The following is a 16,809-nucleotide window of genomic DNA, read 5'->3' on the forward strand; positions in this document are numbered from 1 at the left end:
TCGGCTTTAGTGTCGCGTGAAGTGTGCCTAAAATGGGGGCGCTTTCGGGCATCTGAATGAAAGGCACTAACCGCTTCGTTGATAGGGTTGGGGGTGTGCTTTGGTGTTCGAGGCACTACCCCCGATAGTCGCGTTGGGGGATATAGAAAGGTGAATTCATGTCAGATCGTATTGCCCATGCTGGTCTCAAATCCAAGGTGATGACCGCGCAGGAGGCGGCGCAGTTCATTAACCACGGAGACATGGTGGGCTTTGCCGGATTTACCGGTGCTGGCTACCCGAAGGTTGTCCCGCCGGCTCTCGCTGAGCGCATGGAGGCCGCTCACGAGCGTGGCGACGAGTTCAAGATTAAGGTCTTGACCGGCGCGTCTACCGCTCCGGAACTTGATGGTGCGCTGGCGAAGGCCAATGGTGTTGAGTGGCGTATGCCGTACCAGTCCGACCCGGGAATGCGTAACCGTATTAATGCAGGCGATGCCTTCTATAGTGATATTCACCTGTCGCACTCTGGCCCGATGACTGAGCAGGGCTTCTTTGGCCCGGTCAATGTTGCTGTGGTCGAAGCTGTTCGCATTAAGGCCGATGGATCCCTGATTCTTTCCTCTTCGGTTGGTAACAGCATTTCTTACTTGAATGCTGCAGAGAAGATCATTATTGAGGTCAACTCCTGGCAGTCCGAGGATCTCGAGGGTATGCACGACATCTACAGTGTTGGGCTGCCTCCGAACCGTAAGGAGATTCCGATTGTGAACCCGGGGGACCGCATCGGCACTCCGGATGTTCAGATCGATGTCGATAAGGTTGTCGCTGTCGTCGAGACGAACGCCGAGGACCGTAACTCGCCGTTCAAGCCGCTGGACGATGACTCTAAGGCCATTGCCGGCTACCTGCTCGACTTCCTCGATGGGGAGGTCAAGGCCGGTCGTCTGCCGGAGAACCTGCTGCCGATGCAGTCGGGTGTCGGTAACATTCCGAACGCTGTGCTCGCAGGCCTGCTCGACTCCAAGTATGAGAACCTGACCTCCTTCACTGAGGTTATCCAGGACGGCATGGTCGACCTGATGGATGCTGGCAAGCTGACCGTGGCTTCCGGTACCGCATTCTCGCTGTCCCCGGAGTACGCAGCTCGTATGAATGAGAATGCTGCTGACTACCGCGAGAAGATTGTTCTGCGTCCGCAGGACATCTCCAACAACCCGGGTCTGGTCCGCCGCATGGGGCTGATTACCACCAACGGCATGATTGAGGCTGACATCTACGGCAACGTCAACTCCACTCACGTGGCTGGCTCCCGCATGATGAACGGCATTGGCGGTTCCGGTGACTTCACCCGAAACGCCTACATCTCTACGTTTGTGTCCCCGTCGCTGGCTAAGAATGGCGACATTTCCGCAATCGTGCCGATGGTCTCTCACGTTGACCACACTGAGCATGACGTGATGGTCATCATCACTGAGCAGGGTCTGGCTGACCTCCGTGGGCTGGCGCCGCGTCAGCGTTCCCGTGTTGTCATTGAGAAGTGTGCGCACCCGATGTACAAGGAGGCGCTGCTCGAATACGTTGAGCGTGCTGAGAGGGTCACCCCGTACCTGCATACTCCGCATGACCTGGGTACTTCTTATGACTTCCACCGTCGTTTCCTCGAAAACGGTTCCATGAAGCCGGTCGACTAGGTTTCTAGTGCGGTTCCCGCTTTACGACGAAGTTTGCGTCGTAGGGCGGGATTTTCTTTCGGCTTTAGTTCGAAATAGCGTTCGAGTAATGTGGAGATTTTTGGGGTGCGCAGCGGTTTGAATCCGGGGTGGGGGATATGGTGTGGGCGAATTGATAAAGAACTGTTCGTTAGGGGACCTCGTTAGGGAGGGGACAGTGCAATGTCAGAGTTGGAATCGTGTGGGGAATTTCGGTTCAGCCATGAGGTGAGGGCTCATTCGCTCGCTGAAGTGATGCGCGAGATTAATCGTCTGGAGATGGTTATCGCTCAGCGGGTCGCACCACCAGATGATGGCGATGTCGAAGCTCATTTGGCTTATTGGTCGGTGGTGCTTGGAATCTCACGCGCCGAAGTGAACAAATATATGGAAATTGGCTACATGCTTGGACGTATGCCGCAACTAGCGGAAATGTGTCAGGAGCGCGGGCATTTGTCGATGAGGCATTTAGCAATGCTTGGTAAACATACCCGACCTGTAGCCGATGACAAGGTTGACGCAGTGGAGTCGGGTCTCGTGGACGTCGTTAAGCCTAGGCGCGACGGGGAGGCACTCCGTGGCGTGCGTGCGATGGCAACGCGGGTGCAGCGAGTGATTGGTGAGTGTGCTCCGGAAGTGCGGCCACGTGATGTGGATGTCGCTGGGTTGCAGGCTGATAGGGTCCTGGCCCGGAATGTGGAGGCGACCGTAGATGCTGCAATTGATGCGGCGGCATACCAGGTCGAGGCGGATGGAGGGTCGGCGGATAATCCCGTGGAGTCGGAGGAGGTACGGGAGGTTCAAGCTGCGGCTCTCGACTACTTCGGCGATCGTATGACGGCTAAGGAGTTTATCGCAGTTGATGAACATGGTGACGCTGGAGTTACGACACTGACTACTGTACTCGAGCGGCATCATGCAGTGGAAGCCCTTGCAATTATCGACGCAGTGGCTAAGAAGATGAAAGTGAGTCGCGCGGCAGCTTTCATGCATGCGTTACGCGGTACTTGTGAGGTGGAGGTGAATCTGGAACTCTTCCGAGTGCTCTCTCCCGGGGAGGATGGCGAACCGGAAAACACTCCAGTGTGGCTCGCTGGCGCAGGTTGGCTTTCTTCGCTGGTGGCCGAGTCTTGGCTGAAGCGGGTATCGACATTGCGGGTGCTGGGGGATAGTGCGGTTGAGGGGTATCGGCCCTCCGAGTCTCAGCGTGCATTCGTGCGTGCCCGTGACGGTGTGTGTAGTTTTCCTGGATGCGATGTCCCCGCGGAAAAGTGCGATATCGACCATATTGTGGAATTTGATCACAGCCTTTCCGGTGGTGAGCGGCAAAAGGAAGGGGTCACGCACACAGATAATCTCCATTGTCTCTGTCGAAGGCACCACAACCTCAAAACTGCCGGTATGTGGCGAGTTGTTCGAGGTGATGATGGGATCGAAGCTTGGACGTTCCTCTCTTGTGATGAAGGGCCGTTTGCGCAGTCGGAGAAAGAGCACACTGGGCATGGTCGTTACACCTTTGCCTCGCAGACTGAAAAGAAGACCGCTGCGCTGGCTGAGCACAATGAGAAACGTCGCAAATTGCATGACAGTCTCCGCGGCCTAGTGGATAAGGTGCGGCGGGATTTGGAAAAGGAGAGAGCAGTAGGCGGGGTGGATTGTGAAAACGATGGAGATGTTAAAAATCGCGCAGACAGTGACGGGGAGTGAGCGCTAGGTTCTGCTACACTCATTTGTGTCCATATAGTGAGAAGGGTATCTCAAAAATGACTGAGGTAGGAAAGCTGAAGATCGCCGTCATCCCGGGTGATGGCATCGGCACGGAAGTTACGGCAGAGGCGCTGAAGGTGCTCAAGGCTGCTATCGGCGAGTTCGACACTACCGAGTACGACCTCGGCTCGCGTCGCTACTTGCGCAATGGCGAACTGCTTACCGACGCTGACCTTGACTCCCTGCGTGAGCACGACGCAATCCTGCTCGGTGCCATCGGTGACCCGGCGAACGTACCTCCGGGTGTTCTCGAGCGCGGCCTGCTGCTGAAAATGCGCTTCGCGCTGGATCACCATGTCAACCTGCGTCCTTCCAAGCTCTTCCCGGGTGTCGAGTCACCGCTGAAGAACCCGGGCGAAATTGATTTCGTGGTCGTCCGCGAGGGAACCGAAGGTGCCTACACAGGTAACGGCGGTGCAATTCGCGTTGGCACGCCACACGAGGTTGCCAACGAGACCTCCGTCAATACCCGCTTCGGTGCTGAGCGCGTCGTCCGCTATGCCTTCGAGCTGGCTATGACCCGTCGTAAGAAGCTGACCCTTGTCCACAAGACCAATGTGTTGGTGCACGGTGGCGGTATGTGGCAGCGCACGGTCGATGAGGTCGCTAAGGAATACCCAGAGGTAGATGTCGATTACTCGCATATCGACGCTGCGACGATCTACCTCGTCACTAATCCTTCGCGTTTCGACGTCATCGTCACCGACAACCTCTTTGGCGACATCATTACTGATGAGGCTGGTGCAGTGTCGGGCGGTATCGGCCTGGCGGCGTCCGGCAACATTGACGCCTCCAATGCCAACCCGTCCATGTTCGAGCCCGTTCACGGCTCCGCGCCAGACATTGCTGGCAAGGGGATCGCGGACCCGACGGCAGCCATTCTGTCGGGTGCCATGATGCTGCGCCACCTGGGTCGTGAGGAAGACGCCCAGCGCATCGAGGCTGCTGTGGAAGCTGACATGGCTACTCGCGGTAGTGGCCCGATCAAGACCGCTGAGGTTGGCGACCGCATTGCTGCTGCTTTGAAGTAGCGCAGTAAAAAATAGGGGGGGGGAGAGGGCTAGGCAATCACAGTTTTGCCATCGACGGTAGTGATGTGAGTCTTACCGTCGGCGGTGTGCTCGATGAAGTCCGACGCATGTCCGACCTGGCGAAGTACATCGATGATGGTGTCAAGGGGGTATGGGGATGAGCTTCCTGCGCCGTTATCGGAATCATCCCCTCCCAGTCCTGCCACTAGCGCATCCCTCGTAATCTCCGCATGTCCCAGGTGCTGAGCCGCCTCGTGGAAGACATGCACAATCACGCCTTCGATGCTGCCGCACCACCAACGGTCCTTATCGGTAGGAATAACAGCAGGAGCACCAGCGCGGTCCGCGCCTTGCAACTCCACCAGCGCGGATTCAATGGCCGCGCGGTCACGGTGGTAAATCTCCAGCCCTTCCGAAACACTGCAATGAGCAGAAAACTCCCCATCGCGATCACGGACATAATCACGCCCAAGGCAGACGCGCTCGAGCCAGAACCTCGCGGATCCGGTCACATGTCGTAACAGCACGGCCAGGGAGTTAATGGCTGGGATGGGAAGGGTTGCGTTGAAGGTGTCGTCGTCAAGCGTGGCGACGAGTGCCGCGAGCTTGTCCATCCTGCCGAGGATGTGGGCGTCGAGCGGCCATTCGGGATTTATTGAAGCGCTGTGTGTGGAATTGGTCATAAGGTCGAGTATTCCCGCAAATCAGTCCTATTGGGAGCAAAAATAGGGGATAATTGACCCCATGACCGTCGAGCTTGCGGAAATCGCAGACTTCCTCAGCCATACTCGCCCCTTTTCGGACCTCAACGATGAAGAGCGCGCGACTATCCCACCGCTTTTGGCCATGCGCTATGCCCGTCGTGGAACGGAGATTATCCGGGCGGGTGCGGATAACAACAGCTGTTTCATTATTCGCTCCGGCATGGTGGATCTCTTTGACCCAGCTGGCACGCTGTTGGACAGGCGAGATGTGGGAGATCATTTCGGCTATTCGACACTGCTGAGCAGTGACCCCTCGCTGTACACGATGACGGCAGTGGAGGACTGCGTATTCCTGGTGATCTCCAAGGAGGTCTTTGACCAGCTCAATGACCAGTTCGTAGAGGTCCGGCGCTATTACGGCGGTGAAAACGCGCGCATTCGCGCAGTGGCATCGAAGCTGCGGAGTACTGCGGCATCGGAGTCGTTGCGCACACGGGTTGCGGACCTGATGGAAACATCGCTGGTGACCTGCAGTGCTGATGCGACAGTACAAGAGGCGGCGCAGATTATGACGGAGCGGAATGTCTCCAGTCTGCTCGTGATGGAGTCTGCAGGCGCCAACCAGAGCTCGCTCGTCGGCATCATCACTGACCGTGACCTCCGTCGTCGAGTGCTGGCAGAAGCCAAGCCGGCGGAGAGTCTCGTAAGCGAAGTGATGACCGGGAACCCGGAAACTATCAGTCCCGACCTGCTGGTCTTCGAGGCCATGCTGCTGATGGCCGAGCGCGGTTACCATCATCTGCCGGTGCACGATGGGACGCGGGTGGTCGGCATGATTGTCATTGGCGACCTCCTGCGCAGTCTGCACACCGATCCCGTGTACGCGACGGCGACGCTGGCGCGAAAGAGCGATATCTCCGAGATTGCGGAGATTGCTCAGAACGCACGGCGGATTGTGGGCCGGTTTATTGACCGAGGTGATTCGGGGGAGGAGGTCGCCAAGCTGCTGACCGCCGTGGCCGATGCTGTCACCCGACGCCTGGTGGCGCTTGCGGAGGAAAAGCTTGGGCCGCCACCGGTTAGCTATGCCTTTGCAGTACTGGGCTCGCATGGGCGCGGAGAGATGGGGCTCGCGTCCGATCAAGACAATGCGCTGGTCCTCGCCGACGATTACGACGCCGACGCTCATGCTGACTATTTCGCCGCGCTTAGCGACGAGATTTGCACCAACCTCGACCGAGTCGGTTATCCGCTCTGTCCAGGGGACATGATGGCCAGCAATCCTGCGTGGCGGATGACCAAGTCGCAGTGGCTGCGCACTTTCCACGGGTGGATTACGGCACCGGAGGCAGAGGCCCTGTTACATGCACAGACCTTCTTCGACATGCGTGGGGTAGCGGGCGACGTGCAACTGGTAGAGAGCCTTCGTGCGGCCTACCTGCCGCTGGCTCAGGGGTCGCAGCGCCTGCATGCGCACTTGGCCAAGCTCGCGGCCTGGCGGGAGCCGCCGCTCGGCTTCTTCCGGGGCCTAGTGCTGGAAAAGGGCGGCGATCACGCAGAGACCCTGGACATCAAAAAGGGGGGAACTGCTGCTGTGGTGCAGATGGCGCGTCTATTTACTGTGGCGGCCGGCCTGCCACAGCTGTCGACGCGTGAACGCTTGGCGGCGAGTGCGGGTGCCGGAAGCGTGAGCCGTCAGGGTGCGCAGGATCTGGCGGATGCGTTCGAGTTCCTGTGCACGGTGCAGCTTCATCACCAGCAGGCCCAGTTCAACGCTGGCGAGCAGCCGAATAACCACATCTACCCGAAGCGTCTCTCCAGCCTGGAACGCGAGCACCTGCGCGATGCGTTTGGTGTTATCCGCAAGTTGCAGCAGAGCCTCGGGGCGAAGTATCCCATCCGGGCGATGTCGTGAGCGCGCAATGTTGAAGTTTTTCAAACCCCGCAAGAAACTCTTGGACGCACCTATCCGCGACAATGCTTGGCTCGCGGTCGATGTGGAAACCACCGGTCTGGATCCCTCCAAAGATCAGTTGCTTTCCATCGGTTGGGTTGCCGTCGAAGGCCGCGACATCGTGCTGGAAGAGTCGGGTCACCTTCTCATTCGCCCAGAGCGCGAGGAGGTGAGCGTCGGCGAGTCGGCGACGGTGCATGGGCTTACCGACGACATGGTCGCAACCGGGGTAGAGGCAGAGGTGGCCGTCGGCAAGCTGTTAGAAGCTCTACGGGGACGGAAGCTGCTGGCGCACTACGCGCGGATGGAAGTTGGTTTCCTAGATCCGTTGTGCCGGAAGTACTTTGATGCGCGCTTTGATGTGCCGGTGGCGGACACGATGACACGCGAGTACGACGCAATTCTGCGAGCCAACCGCGAGCCGGTCCGTGATGAGCTGCGGTTGTGGTCACTGTGCGACAAGTACGGCATTCCCCGTTTTAAGGCCCATCATGCGTTCAACGATGCGCTGGCTTGTGCGTTGGTGTGGCTTGCGCAGGAATCGCGCGGAGTTTAAATCGTACATGTTTGAGAGTGGGGGTCATTGCATAGTTATTGCAATGTGACGTGTACCCTATTTTTATGCGTATTGCTCGAATCGCCCACCCAGAGGGCATGTGCTTCGCGCTCGTCGAGGGCGAAGGCAATGAAGTTACTTTGCACGAGATCGAAGGGCACCCTTTCGGTCAGCTGAATAAGACTGGTCGTTCCTGGCCGCTTGCCGACGTACGTCTGCTTGCCCCGATGCTGCCGTCGAAGGTCATCGCTATTGGTCGTAACTACGCTGACCACGTCGCCGAGGTGTTCAAGAAGTCGGCAGAATCGCTGCCGCCGACGATGTTCATTAAGCCGCCGACGGCCGTTATTGGTCCGGAAGCGCCGATTCGCATTCCGGATTTCGCCACTAACGTCGAGTTTGAGGGCGAGCTGGCACTGGTTATTGGTAAGCCGTGCAAGAACGTCAAGAAGGAAAACGCTCACGATGTGATCTTCGGATACACCATCGTCAATGATGTTTCTTCCCGTGACCTGCAGTTCGCCGACGGTCAGTGGGCGCGCGCAAAGGGCATCGATACCTTCTGCCCGCTGGGCCCGTGGATCCAGACGGAGCTGGACTACAACGAGCTTCCAATCAAGGCGCACCTGACTCACGAGGGTGTTACCGAGACTAAGCAGGACTCCAACTCCAACCAGATGATTATGTCCATCCCGGAGGTCATCGAGTTCATCACCGCCTCGATTACGCTGCTGCCGGGTGACGTCATCTGCACCGGCTCCCCGGCCGGTACCGCTGCGATGTTCCCGGGCGACCGCATCGAAATCGAGATTCCGGGTATTGGCAAGCTGGCCAACCCGGTGGAGCGGGCTTAAGCCGCTAGGGGCTTAAGCGCCCTTAACTCCAAAAGCGCGGAGCACAGTGCCCATTTTGGCGCTGGTTTCCGTGACTTCTTCTTCTGGGGCGGAGTGCGACACAATGCCGCCTCCGGCCCATAGTCGTGCCACGGACCCCTCAGTGTCGATTTCGGCACAGCGAATGGAGACCACGAACTCACCATCGCCATTCTCATCGCACCAGCCGACAGCGCCGGAGTAGAAGCCGCGGTCAGTCTCTACGGCCTGAATGACGCCGAAGGCGGATTCCGTCGGCGTGCCACAAATGGCTGGTGTTGGGTGCACCACCAGTGCCAAATCCAGCGCGGACAGCGACGGATCCTTCAATCGACCGCGGATATGCGTGGCCAAGTGCCACATCTCGGCAGTGCTCATCAGCTCGGGGCTGTCCGGAACATCCAGCGAACTGCACAGCGGCGCCAGGTTGTCGGCGATGTCATCGACAACGAAGGCGTGTTCATCCAGGTTCTTGCGCGAGTCCGCTAAACGACGAGCCGACGCCCGGTCCACCTCTTCATTCCGGGATCTCGGCAGCGACCCGGCCAAGGGAAATGCCTCAACGATGTCACCCGTACGGCGGACCAGCATCTCCGGGGAGGAACCGATGAGCAACTTGCCCTCATAATCGGAACCGGCGGGAGAGAGATCCACGACAAAGCCATCGCGGTTGGGGGATCCGTCGATAAGCCGCGATGCGAGTAGGAGCGGGTCAATCGGGGGATCGATTTCGAGTTCCACAGCGCGCGCGAGCACGACCTTTTCCAGCGCCGAGTACTCGATGGTGCGGATTGCTGCGGCGATGCGCTCAGCGTGCTCATCGAGCGGGGGATCGTAAGCGACGATGCTGGCGTGAGGCTTGGGTGCGTTCCAGCGGTAGTGCGCGGGTGGCTCCAGCGGCTGCGAGGAGCGGATGACTTCCCGGGGAACGGTCAGGGCGGCGGGCTTGTCCAAGTCGAAGGGCAGGGCGCCGACCACCATTTTGTGAATGCCCGAGTGCAGTCCCTCGGCTGCGAGCCAGGGGTCGGAAATCTGCTCTTCAATACCTTGCGTGCGGATGGAGCCGTGCGCACGGGAGAGCAAAAAATCAGGAGCGGTGGTTGGGCGGGACGTGTCCCAGCGCGTCGAACGTTTCGGAGTCGCTGCAGGCTCGTTCGACGGGTGAGACTTTTCCTGCTGCTCTTCTTCGTTTCCGCCGCCCAGAGAGGGGTGGTTTTCCATGGACATAGCCCTAACCCGCCTCCTCAATCTAAACCCAGTTGTGCTCCAGTTTAAGGGGCAGGCTAACCCCTGCCCAAAAAGGGCATACCCGCAGCGGTAATCGTAAGCTGATCGATGACGGCACCTGCCGGCAGATTCGCGGCGTAGAGGAAAGTTTCCGCAGCCTGCTTGGCATCGAACATCGGCTCGCTGCCTGTGAACGTCCCCAACAGGTCAGTCTGCGCATTGCCAATATCAATGCGCGTTGCCGTGATGCCATACTCGCGTCCGTCGAGGGCAAGCACGTGGGTCATTCCGGCAAGCGCGCTTTTCGACGTCGCGTACGCCGCCGTGTGTGCTCTCGGCACCTGCGCTGCGATAGAACAATTGACCAGGATTCGGCCGCCCGCTTGCTCTGTCTTCCCCTCGCACCCCGCCTTCATCCGCGAAAAAGCCTCGCGTGCGCATAGGTACGAGCCGACCACATTCGTATCGATGACCGCCCGGAAGTCCTCAATGTCGGTCTCTCCGAACTCTGCGGGCGTGCCGGGCAGCCCCGCATTGAGCACCGCAACATCAATGGTTCCCGTAGCTACCTGCGCGTCCTCAAACATCGCACGGACCTGCTCGGGGTCGGTGATGTCACACCTGGAGAAGGTGATGTTGTCCGCTTCGGCGGCAACGGCCTCGAGCGCGTCGATACGCCTGCCGCAGATATGCACGTGCCAGCCATCGGAGGCGAAAGCCAGAGCAATTTCGCGACCAATGCCCGCGCCGCCACCAGTTACTACTACCGTTTTGGTCATGAGCACTATTATTAACTGTTCTACGGTCTACGCACACATGTCCCCGCACGACGCCGTCAACGCCGCGCGTGACGACGGCTACGCGGCCGTGGAATTCTGGTGGCCTTTTGACCTCGCAGTGCCCGCACCCGATGAGGTTTCCGCTTTTTGTGACCTCTTTGACGACAGCCTCGGTCTTTATGCCATGAATCTGTGGGGAGGGGACATGGCAGCGGGGCAGCGAGGAGTGCTCGATACGGATGGGCTGCCCGCGGGGCATCTGGAGGCAGTGAGCCAGATTGCGCGGGCCACTGGGCTGAAATGCTCGAACGTGCTGCTGGGGCGCTCGGGGGAGCTAACGAACTTGCAGGTGCAAAGACTGACTGAGATTACTGCCCAGCTGGAGCTCAGCGGGGTTCGCGCATTGATTGAGCCACTGTCCGGGATGAGCGATTATCCCATTACAGATCCCTGGCAAGCCGACGAGCTAGCGCAACAGACTGGTGCTGGTGTGCTCGCGGACTTTTACCATTTTGCAGCTAATGGCGTCGACGTGGATGCTTGGCTCGCTGATGTGGAGACCGGAAGAGTGAGCCTGCCGGCGCACGTCCAGATTGCCGATTTCCCAGGCCGCGGCGCGCCGGGCACCGGTGAGGCACCACTGCGCAGCTGGGTTGAGCGGCTGCGCGCCGCCGGATACGCCGGCGAAGTGGCCGGGGAGTGGGCTCTGTAACCCTATGCAAACCCTATGCATGCCTGCAGGTGGGAGGGCGGGTATCGTGGGAAAGCATGTCAGATGTTCGCGTACGCTTTTGCCCGTCGCCAACCGGTACCCCGCACGTTGGCCTCATCCGCACTGCCCTGTTCAACTGGGCATATGCCCGTCACACTGGTGGCAAGCTGGTCTTCCGCATCGAAGATACCGATGCCGCTCGCGACTCCGAAGAGTCCTATCAGGCAATCATCGAGGCCCTGAATTGGCTCGGTATTGACTGGGACGAGGGCATCGATGTCGGCGGTCCGCACGGCCCGTACCGCCAGTCGCAGCGCAAGGACATCTACGCCGATGTATTGCAGCGCCTCATCGACGCCGGTGAAGCCTACGAGGCCTTTTCCACCGCTGAAGAGGTTGAGGAGCGCCACAAGGCTGCCGGTCGTGACCCGAAGCTGGGCTACGACAACTATGACCGCAACCTCACCGAGGAGCAGAAGGAAGCCTTCCGCGCAGAGGGCCGTAAGCCGGTGATTCGCCTGCGCATGCCGGACGAGGACATTGTCTTCGACGACCTCGTGCGCGGTCGTATCGAGTTCAAGGCCGGCCTGGTTCCGGACTTCGTCATTGCTCGCTCCAACGGTGAACCGCTCTACACCCTGGTTAACCCGGTCGATGACGCCCTGATGGAGATCACTCACGTCCTGCGTGGTGAGGACCTGCTGCCATCGACCCCGCGCCAGATCGCTCTCTACGAGTCGCTGAAGCGCATCGGTGTCGCCAAGTTCACCCCGGAGTTCGGTCACCTGCCGTTCGTTATGGGCGAGGGTAATAAGAAGCTGTCCAAGCGTGACCCGCAGTCCAATCTCTTCATCCACCGCGATAACGGTTTCATCCGCGAGGGTCTGCTGAACTACCTGGCACTGCTGGGGTGGTCTATGGACGGCGACCAGGACATCTTCACGATGGACGAGATGGTCAAGGCCTTCGATATCCACGATGTGCTGTCCAACCCGGCTCGCTTCGATCAGAAGAAGGCCGACGCTATCAACGCGGACCACATCCGCATGCTCGATCCGAACGACTTCGAGCAGCGTCTGCGCACGTACCTGGAAAGCCACTTTGACTTCCCGGCCGACTACCCGGCGGATAAGTTCGCTTTCCTGGCAACGCTGCTGCAGACCCGTGTGAAGACGCTTTCCGACGCCTGGGACCTCTCGAAGTTCCTAGTTGTGGAAGAGGACGAGTTCACCTTCGATGAGCGCTCGGCACGCCGTAACTTCAAGGAAGACGCCGTCGCTGTCCTGGAGGCCACCATTGCAGCTGTGGAGCCGCTCAGCGAAGAGGACTTCGTCACCGAGAAGCTTGAAGCTGCACTTCAGAAGGCCCTCATCGAGGACCTGGAGCTGAAGCCACGCAAGGCTTTTGGCCCGGTGCGCGTGGCCGTGACTGGCGCTCAGGTATCGCCGCCGCTGTTCGAGTCCATGGAGCTGCTTGGTCGCAGCCGCAGCCTGGGCCGACTGCGCAAGGCGCTCGAGGTCACTCCTGTTACTGCTGCTCAGTAAAGAGCGCGAGCTGGGCTGAGCGAAGCAGGTTCGTGTAAGAGCCCGCTTCCTTGCCCACCTTCTGCGGGTCGCGGTTCAGCATATTCATGGAGGTTTCGCGGTAATCCTTGACCAGCGACCCCATGTGGTTGTTGAAGAACTCGTGCCAGTCGGTTCCCCAGTGGACCGTGCCGTCCTCGTTTTGCTTGAGCGGTGCGGCAAAGGCGTACACGAGCGGGTAGATGAACCCGTCTGGAATCGCGTAGCCGATGGGCTGGCGGTAGAACTTCGAGTACTTCTGTGGAGTCTTGCCAGTCCGCGGATTCTTCTTATTGGCCTTGTCAACAGCATCGATGCCGCCGAATTTACCGCCGCTTTTGTTGTAGAGATCGGGTAGCTCTGCGTTGATGCGCTCGAAAATATCGATGAAGTCACGCGTGAGGTTCAATGCGCTGCGGACCTTCTCGTTGTAGAGAACAACCTCTTCGGTGCGCTCATTGATGCTTTCAGTGCTGGGCTTAGTGACCTCCGGTGAGCTCATGACATCCTCGAAGCGGTCAAGCAGCTTGGCCTTGCCGGAGTAGAGGCTGGTGGGGGTCGGTGCTTCAATCTGCTTCCCGTCGGCATCCTTCGGCAGGTCAATACAAGACAGCGGAATCCACGCCATAGCGATGACATCGCCCACCTTTAGTCGACCAGTATCGTTGGTGCGCCACTGCACGTTGTCGCTAATTCCCTGAGGCAGAGCATGCTTCAGATCGTCAAAGTAGCCTGCGCGATTGAGCTTTGCTTCCGCCTTGAGCTCCGCATTGTTGTTGCGGGCGGCACAGATATCGAGCAGAGCATCGGAGAAGTCCTGCACAGTGTCCTCGTCCCGAGCACCGGGCACGAGTACCTCTACCGGAACACGGGCATCGAGCTCGGTGAGGCTTTCGTCGGCAAGCAATTCCTCAATTTCTCCCGTACGCGCCGACCAGACCTCCTTCATTTCGGACCACGTCTTGATTTTGCGGCTAGGTGGTGGAGTGAGCTTGCCCAGAACGAACAGTGCGATAGCCAGCGAGTTGTGACCGCCGTCGAGGATGCCTTCGATGCGACGGTTGCTGAAGGTGAAGCGGTAGAGATTGTCTTCACTGGTGAACTGAGTGGAGGCCAGGAGCACACCCTTGGACTTGTAGGCGAAGAGCTCCGGCGTGGTGTCGATGGTTTCCATGATGGCATCGGTGATGCGGCCGGTGCGGGGACACGCGTGGGTTGGCGTCGAGGTTGAGGGCCGAGATGATTTTCGCGAACTGACGGATAGTGACAGTGCCGATGACGCGACCGATGGTGCCGTTCATTTGCTCCGTGATGTCGGAGAACTCCAGCTCGAGCGTGATGGGGGCGGATGTTGCCGTCGTTGTTGGGGAAGTCATGGTGCCTGCCTTTCAGGTCTGGTTTTTTGGTGTGTGTCGGCTGTTTGCCAGCCGCTTCACCACGAAGTGTCTCCTGAAGGGCGGATCAGCTTTGAGCTGCGATCGAATGGGCTTTCGATCTGGGACTGCGTTAGTTATATGCATTGCATTAGTTATGCATTAGCTATGCGCACTGCTGAGGTGGGCTGTGGGGAACTCGCGAATTTAAACGAACCTTTGACAACGAACCTTTGACCAGGTGATTTGCTCTTGTTCACGCCAATTGGCTATATTATTCCTCGTTGCGTTCAGCAGCGATGGCCTATGGTGTAATTGGCAACACAACGGTTTCTGGTACCGTCATTCTAGGTTCGAGTCCTGGTAGGCCAGCAGTGAAGAAGTTCATTGTTGAATGTATTCACTAACTGCAAAGTTCTAAGCCCCGTTCGTCTAGCGGCCTAGGACGCCGCCCTCTCACGGCGGTAACACGGGTTCAAATCCCGTACGGGGTACAAAGACAGCGTGAAAACGCCAGTCTTTATTGGCCTATGGTGTAATTGGCAACACTACGGTTTCTGGTACCGTCATTCTAGGTTCGAGTCCTGGTAGGCCAGCGGAATTCGCTCACTCAGTTGGGTTGGATTCAGTTCTAAGCCCCGTTCGTCTAGCGGCCTAGGACGCCGCCCTCTCACGGCGGTAACACGGGTTCAAATCCCGTACGGGGTACAAAGTTACTCCCCAGTCAGTCGGCTGGGGAGTTTTTGTTTTTTAAGAATCGAGGCGACTATGACCAGGGGCGACTATGACCAGTGAACGTTTCGCACGACTGAAGCTTCTCCTAGGGGAGGAGGGGCTAGAAACGTTAGCTGAATCTACCGTCATGGTTGTCGGACTCGGAGGCGTGGGGTCGAGTTGTGCCGAAGCTCTTGCCCGAGGCGGCGTGGGCAACCTCATCTTGATCGACGGTGATGTCGTGGAGCCGAGCAATCTCAACCGTCAGGCGCTGGCTTTTGTCTCCACGATTGGCCGGGTCAAAGCCGAGGTCATGGAGGCGATGGTTGCCGATATCAACCCGGATTGTACGACCTATGCCCGCCAGATTTTTCTCACACGCGAAAACCTGGCGGAGACCTTCGAGCAGTTCCCGCGTCCGGATTACATCATCGACGCTATCGACGATGTCACCGGCAAGATTGAGATCGCGCAGTGGTGCGCGGAAAATCGTGTCCACCTCATTTCCGCTATGGGCGGCGGAAATAAGCTCGACCCAGCTCGGCTGACCTTCTCGAAAATCAATAAGACAAAGGTCTGTCCGCTGGCGAAGGTCGTCCGTCAGGTGTGTATCCGCCGACGCATTCGCGGTCTTGAGGTGCTGTACTCATCCGAAGAGCCAGTGAGAATTGCGGACAAGGGCAGCGGTACCAAGGCGGAAACCCTCGGTACCATGAGCTACATACCGCCAATCATGGGGCAGATGCTGGCCGGAAAGGTCATTCGCCGTCTGCTCGGGTTCGAGGAAACCCCGCTGGCCCCGCGCATCGGCGGTCCGGCCGACGAAAACCAGCCACCAACGGAAAAATGATGCGGCTCATCGATACCCACTTTCACTACGATTTCCTGCCACCGGCTTCGCGCGAGTGCTTCAAAGCCGATATTGCGCAGGAAGGCGTGGAGATCATCGCGCAGACAGTCCGCCCCTCCGGATTTGTCGAGCTAGAGCGCGAAAATCTCCCCATGGCCGCAGTCGGCTATCACCCGTGGTATATCGACGGCAACTACGAGCGCGAGCTTGAGATATTTCGCGAGGCCCTTCCACACACCCGTTTCGTCGGTGAGATCGGCTTGGACTTCGCGCCCCGCAGGCTTGACGACGTTCCCGCCGAGACTCAAATCCATGTCCTCACCGGCATCCTCGATGCTGTCCAAGCTTCGAGCCAGCCGCATATCCTGTCCATTCACACAGTCCGCAGCGCCGATACGGTGCTTGATCTGCTGGAACCACGCTTGGACTCCGGCAAAGGGGTAGGGTTCGGTCAGAATCTCGTGCCCATCTTTCACCGTTTCGGTGGCACCAACGATGAGCTGACCAGGCTTATCCGAGCCGGTGGCTACATCTCCGTCAATCCGCTCATGCTACGGACCAAACGCGGACGGGCCTATGTGTCGCAGGTGCCCGTCGATAGGCTCTTGCTGGAAACTGACCTTCCGCACGAGCCTGGAAGCGGCTACGCGGCGGAGGTGGTTTCTGCAGAGGTCGTCGCGGCCTTGCGGGACACTGTCGCCGAAGTTGCGGCGCTGCGAAGAATGGATGAAGCGGAGCTTAAAAACGCACTGGCAAAAAATGCGAAAGCGCTTGGAATTTAGCGCCTTGACCGGGCGATTTGCAGTTACTATCCACGTCTAGTGTATTGTTTAACAAGTCCGCAGCGCGCGGATGAAAGTTCTAAGCCCCGTTCGTCTAGCGGCCTAGGACGCCGCCCTCTCACGGCGGTAACACGGGTTCAAATCCCGTACGGGGTACAAAGATATACAGAGACAAGAGCCTTCACTCGTAATCGAGTGGAGGCTTTTGTCTTTCTGCTCACCCCTCCACCGCGGC

15 protein-coding genes and 5 tRNA genes are annotated in these 16,809 nt (G+C 58.7%); 15 read left to right on the top strand and 5 right to left on the bottom strand.

Translation table 11 applies throughout. The features are described from left to right. Positions 1-158: 158 nt before the first annotated feature. From CHU70_RS08515 to CHU70_RS08525, 3 genes are all read left to right on the top strand, one after another. Complete coding sequence (locus tag CHU70_RS08515; RefSeq protein ID WP_070605060.1) at positions 159-1,673, top strand: acetyl-CoA hydrolase/transferase family protein; 1,515 nt, start codon at positions 159-161, stop codon at positions 1,671-1,673. A gap of 201 nt (positions 1,674-1,874) precedes the next feature. Beyond that, the gene (locus CHU70_RS08520; protein WP_070652914.1) at positions 1,875-3,398 is read left to right on the top strand and encodes an HNH endonuclease signature motif containing protein; all 1,524 of its coding nucleotides are present in this window, start codon (positions 1,875-1,877) and stop codon (positions 3,396-3,398) included. A 74-nt stretch (positions 3,399-3,472) separates the two neighbouring features. Further along, positions 3,473-4,489: a 3-isopropylmalate dehydrogenase gene (locus tag CHU70_RS08525; RefSeq protein ID WP_141744336.1), complete on the top strand. Its 1,017-nt coding sequence runs from the start codon at positions 3,473-3,475 to the stop codon at positions 4,487-4,489. Between the two features lie 29 nt (positions 4,490-4,518). Here CHU70_RS08525 and CHU70_RS08530 read toward each other — a convergent pair whose 3' ends face one another. Next, complete coding sequence (locus CHU70_RS08530) at positions 4,519-5,172, bottom strand: DUF664 domain-containing protein (protein WP_070652916.1); 654 nt, start codon at positions 5,170-5,172, stop codon at positions 4,519-4,521. A 61-nt stretch (positions 5,173-5,233) separates the two neighbouring features. On the opposite strand from CHU70_RS08530, the gene CHU70_RS08535 reads away from it, so the two are divergent. The 3 genes from CHU70_RS08535 (at position 5,234) to CHU70_RS08545 (ending at position 8,557) form a co-directional block, all read left to right on the top strand. Then, complete coding sequence (locus CHU70_RS08535) at positions 5,234-7,108, top strand: DUF294 nucleotidyltransferase-like domain-containing protein (protein ID WP_070652917.1); 1,875 nt, start codon at positions 5,234-5,236, stop codon at positions 7,106-7,108. 7 nt (positions 7,109-7,115) lie between these two features. Beyond that, positions 7,116-7,703 carry a 3'-5' exonuclease gene (locus CHU70_RS08540; RefSeq protein WP_048735364.1) on the top strand — a complete coding sequence of 196 codons (588 nt, stop codon included), beginning with the start codon at positions 7,116-7,118 and terminating at the stop codon, positions 7,701-7,703. A gap of 65 nt (positions 7,704-7,768) precedes the next feature. Next, positions 7,769-8,557 carry a fumarylacetoacetate hydrolase family protein gene (locus tag CHU70_RS08545; protein ID WP_048735367.1) on the top strand — a complete coding sequence of 263 codons (789 nt, stop codon included), beginning with the start codon at positions 7,769-7,771 and terminating at the stop codon, positions 8,555-8,557. Between the two features lie 12 nt (positions 8,558-8,569). Here the strand turns inward: CHU70_RS08545 and CHU70_RS08550 are convergent, their stop codons facing one another. Continuing rightward, positions 8,570-9,802, bottom strand: coding sequence for an isochorismate synthase MenF (locus CHU70_RS08550; protein WP_049194070.1), 1,233 nt, complete (start codon positions 9,800-9,802; stop codon positions 8,570-8,572). Positions 9,803-9,858: 56 nt separating this feature from the next. Continuing rightward, positions 9,859-10,581, bottom strand: a complete 723-nt coding sequence (locus tag CHU70_RS08555) for an SDR family oxidoreductase (RefSeq protein WP_070595743.1) — start codon at positions 10,579-10,581, stop codon at positions 9,859-9,861. Between CHU70_RS08555 and CHU70_RS08560 the strand changes: the two genes are divergently transcribed. Both CHU70_RS08560 and gltX read left to right on the top strand, forming a co-directional pair. Further along, on the top strand, positions 10,580-11,293 hold the full coding sequence (locus CHU70_RS08560; protein ID WP_241482426.1) for a TIM barrel protein: 714 nt from the start codon (positions 10,580-10,582) through the stop codon (positions 11,291-11,293). The two genes, CHU70_RS08555 and CHU70_RS08560, sit on opposite strands and share 2 nt — an antisense overlap. Positions 11,294-11,349: 56 nt before the next feature. Then, positions 11,350-12,837: a glutamate--tRNA ligase gene (gltX, locus tag CHU70_RS08565; RefSeq protein ID WP_070595744.1), complete on the top strand. Its 1,488-nt coding sequence runs from the start codon at positions 11,350-11,352 to the stop codon at positions 12,835-12,837. Here the strand turns inward: gltX and CHU70_RS08570 are convergent. Both CHU70_RS08570 and CHU70_RS11245 read right to left on the bottom strand, forming a co-directional pair. After that, complete coding sequence (locus CHU70_RS08570) at positions 12,821-14,029, bottom strand: hypothetical protein (protein ID WP_070595745.1); 1,209 nt, start codon at positions 14,027-14,029, stop codon at positions 12,821-12,823. The genes gltX and CHU70_RS08570 overlap by 17 nt on opposite strands. Further along, positions 13,947-14,231: a hypothetical protein gene (locus CHU70_RS11245; protein WP_168163230.1), complete on the bottom strand. Its 285-nt coding sequence runs from the start codon at positions 14,229-14,231 to the stop codon at positions 13,947-13,949. The genes CHU70_RS08570 and CHU70_RS11245 overlap by 83 nt, the downstream gene beginning before the upstream one ends. A gap of 297 nt (positions 14,232-14,528) precedes the next feature. On the opposite strand from CHU70_RS11245, the gene CHU70_RS08575 reads away from it, so the two are divergent. The 7 genes from CHU70_RS08575 to CHU70_RS08605 all read left to right on the top strand — a co-directional run bounded on the left by CHU70_RS08575 (position 14,529) and on the right by CHU70_RS08605 (position 16,730). Continuing rightward, positions 14,529-14,600, top strand: a tRNA-Gln gene (locus tag CHU70_RS08575). Between the two features lie 49 nt (positions 14,601-14,649). After that, positions 14,650-14,722, top strand: a tRNA-Glu gene (locus CHU70_RS08580). Positions 14,723-14,752: 30 nt separating this feature from the next. Then, positions 14,753-14,824 (top strand) — tRNA-Gln (locus CHU70_RS08585). A 39-nt stretch (positions 14,825-14,863) separates the two neighbouring features. Next, positions 14,864-14,936 (top strand) — tRNA-Glu (locus tag CHU70_RS08590). 76 nt (positions 14,937-15,012) lie between these two features. Then, positions 15,013-15,792 (top strand): ThiF family adenylyltransferase, encoded by a 780-nt coding sequence (locus CHU70_RS08595; protein ID WP_048735404.1) that lies wholly within the window; start codon positions 15,013-15,015, stop codon positions 15,790-15,792. Next, entirely contained in the window at positions 15,789-16,574 is a 786-nt protein-coding gene (locus tag CHU70_RS08600) for a TatD family hydrolase (RefSeq protein ID WP_242451383.1), read from the top strand. The genes CHU70_RS08595 and CHU70_RS08600 overlap by 4 nt, the downstream gene beginning before the upstream one ends. An 83-nt stretch (positions 16,575-16,657) precedes the next feature. Next, positions 16,658-16,730: transfer RNA gene (locus tag CHU70_RS08605), tRNA-Glu, on the top strand. Positions 16,731-16,809: the final 79 nt, after the last annotated feature.

Origin of the sequence: Corynebacterium sp. LK10, from assembly GCF_008042455.1 — a bacterium.
Lineage (GTDB): Bacteria > Actinomycetota > Actinomycetes > Mycobacteriales > Mycobacteriaceae > Corynebacterium > Corynebacterium jeikeium_D.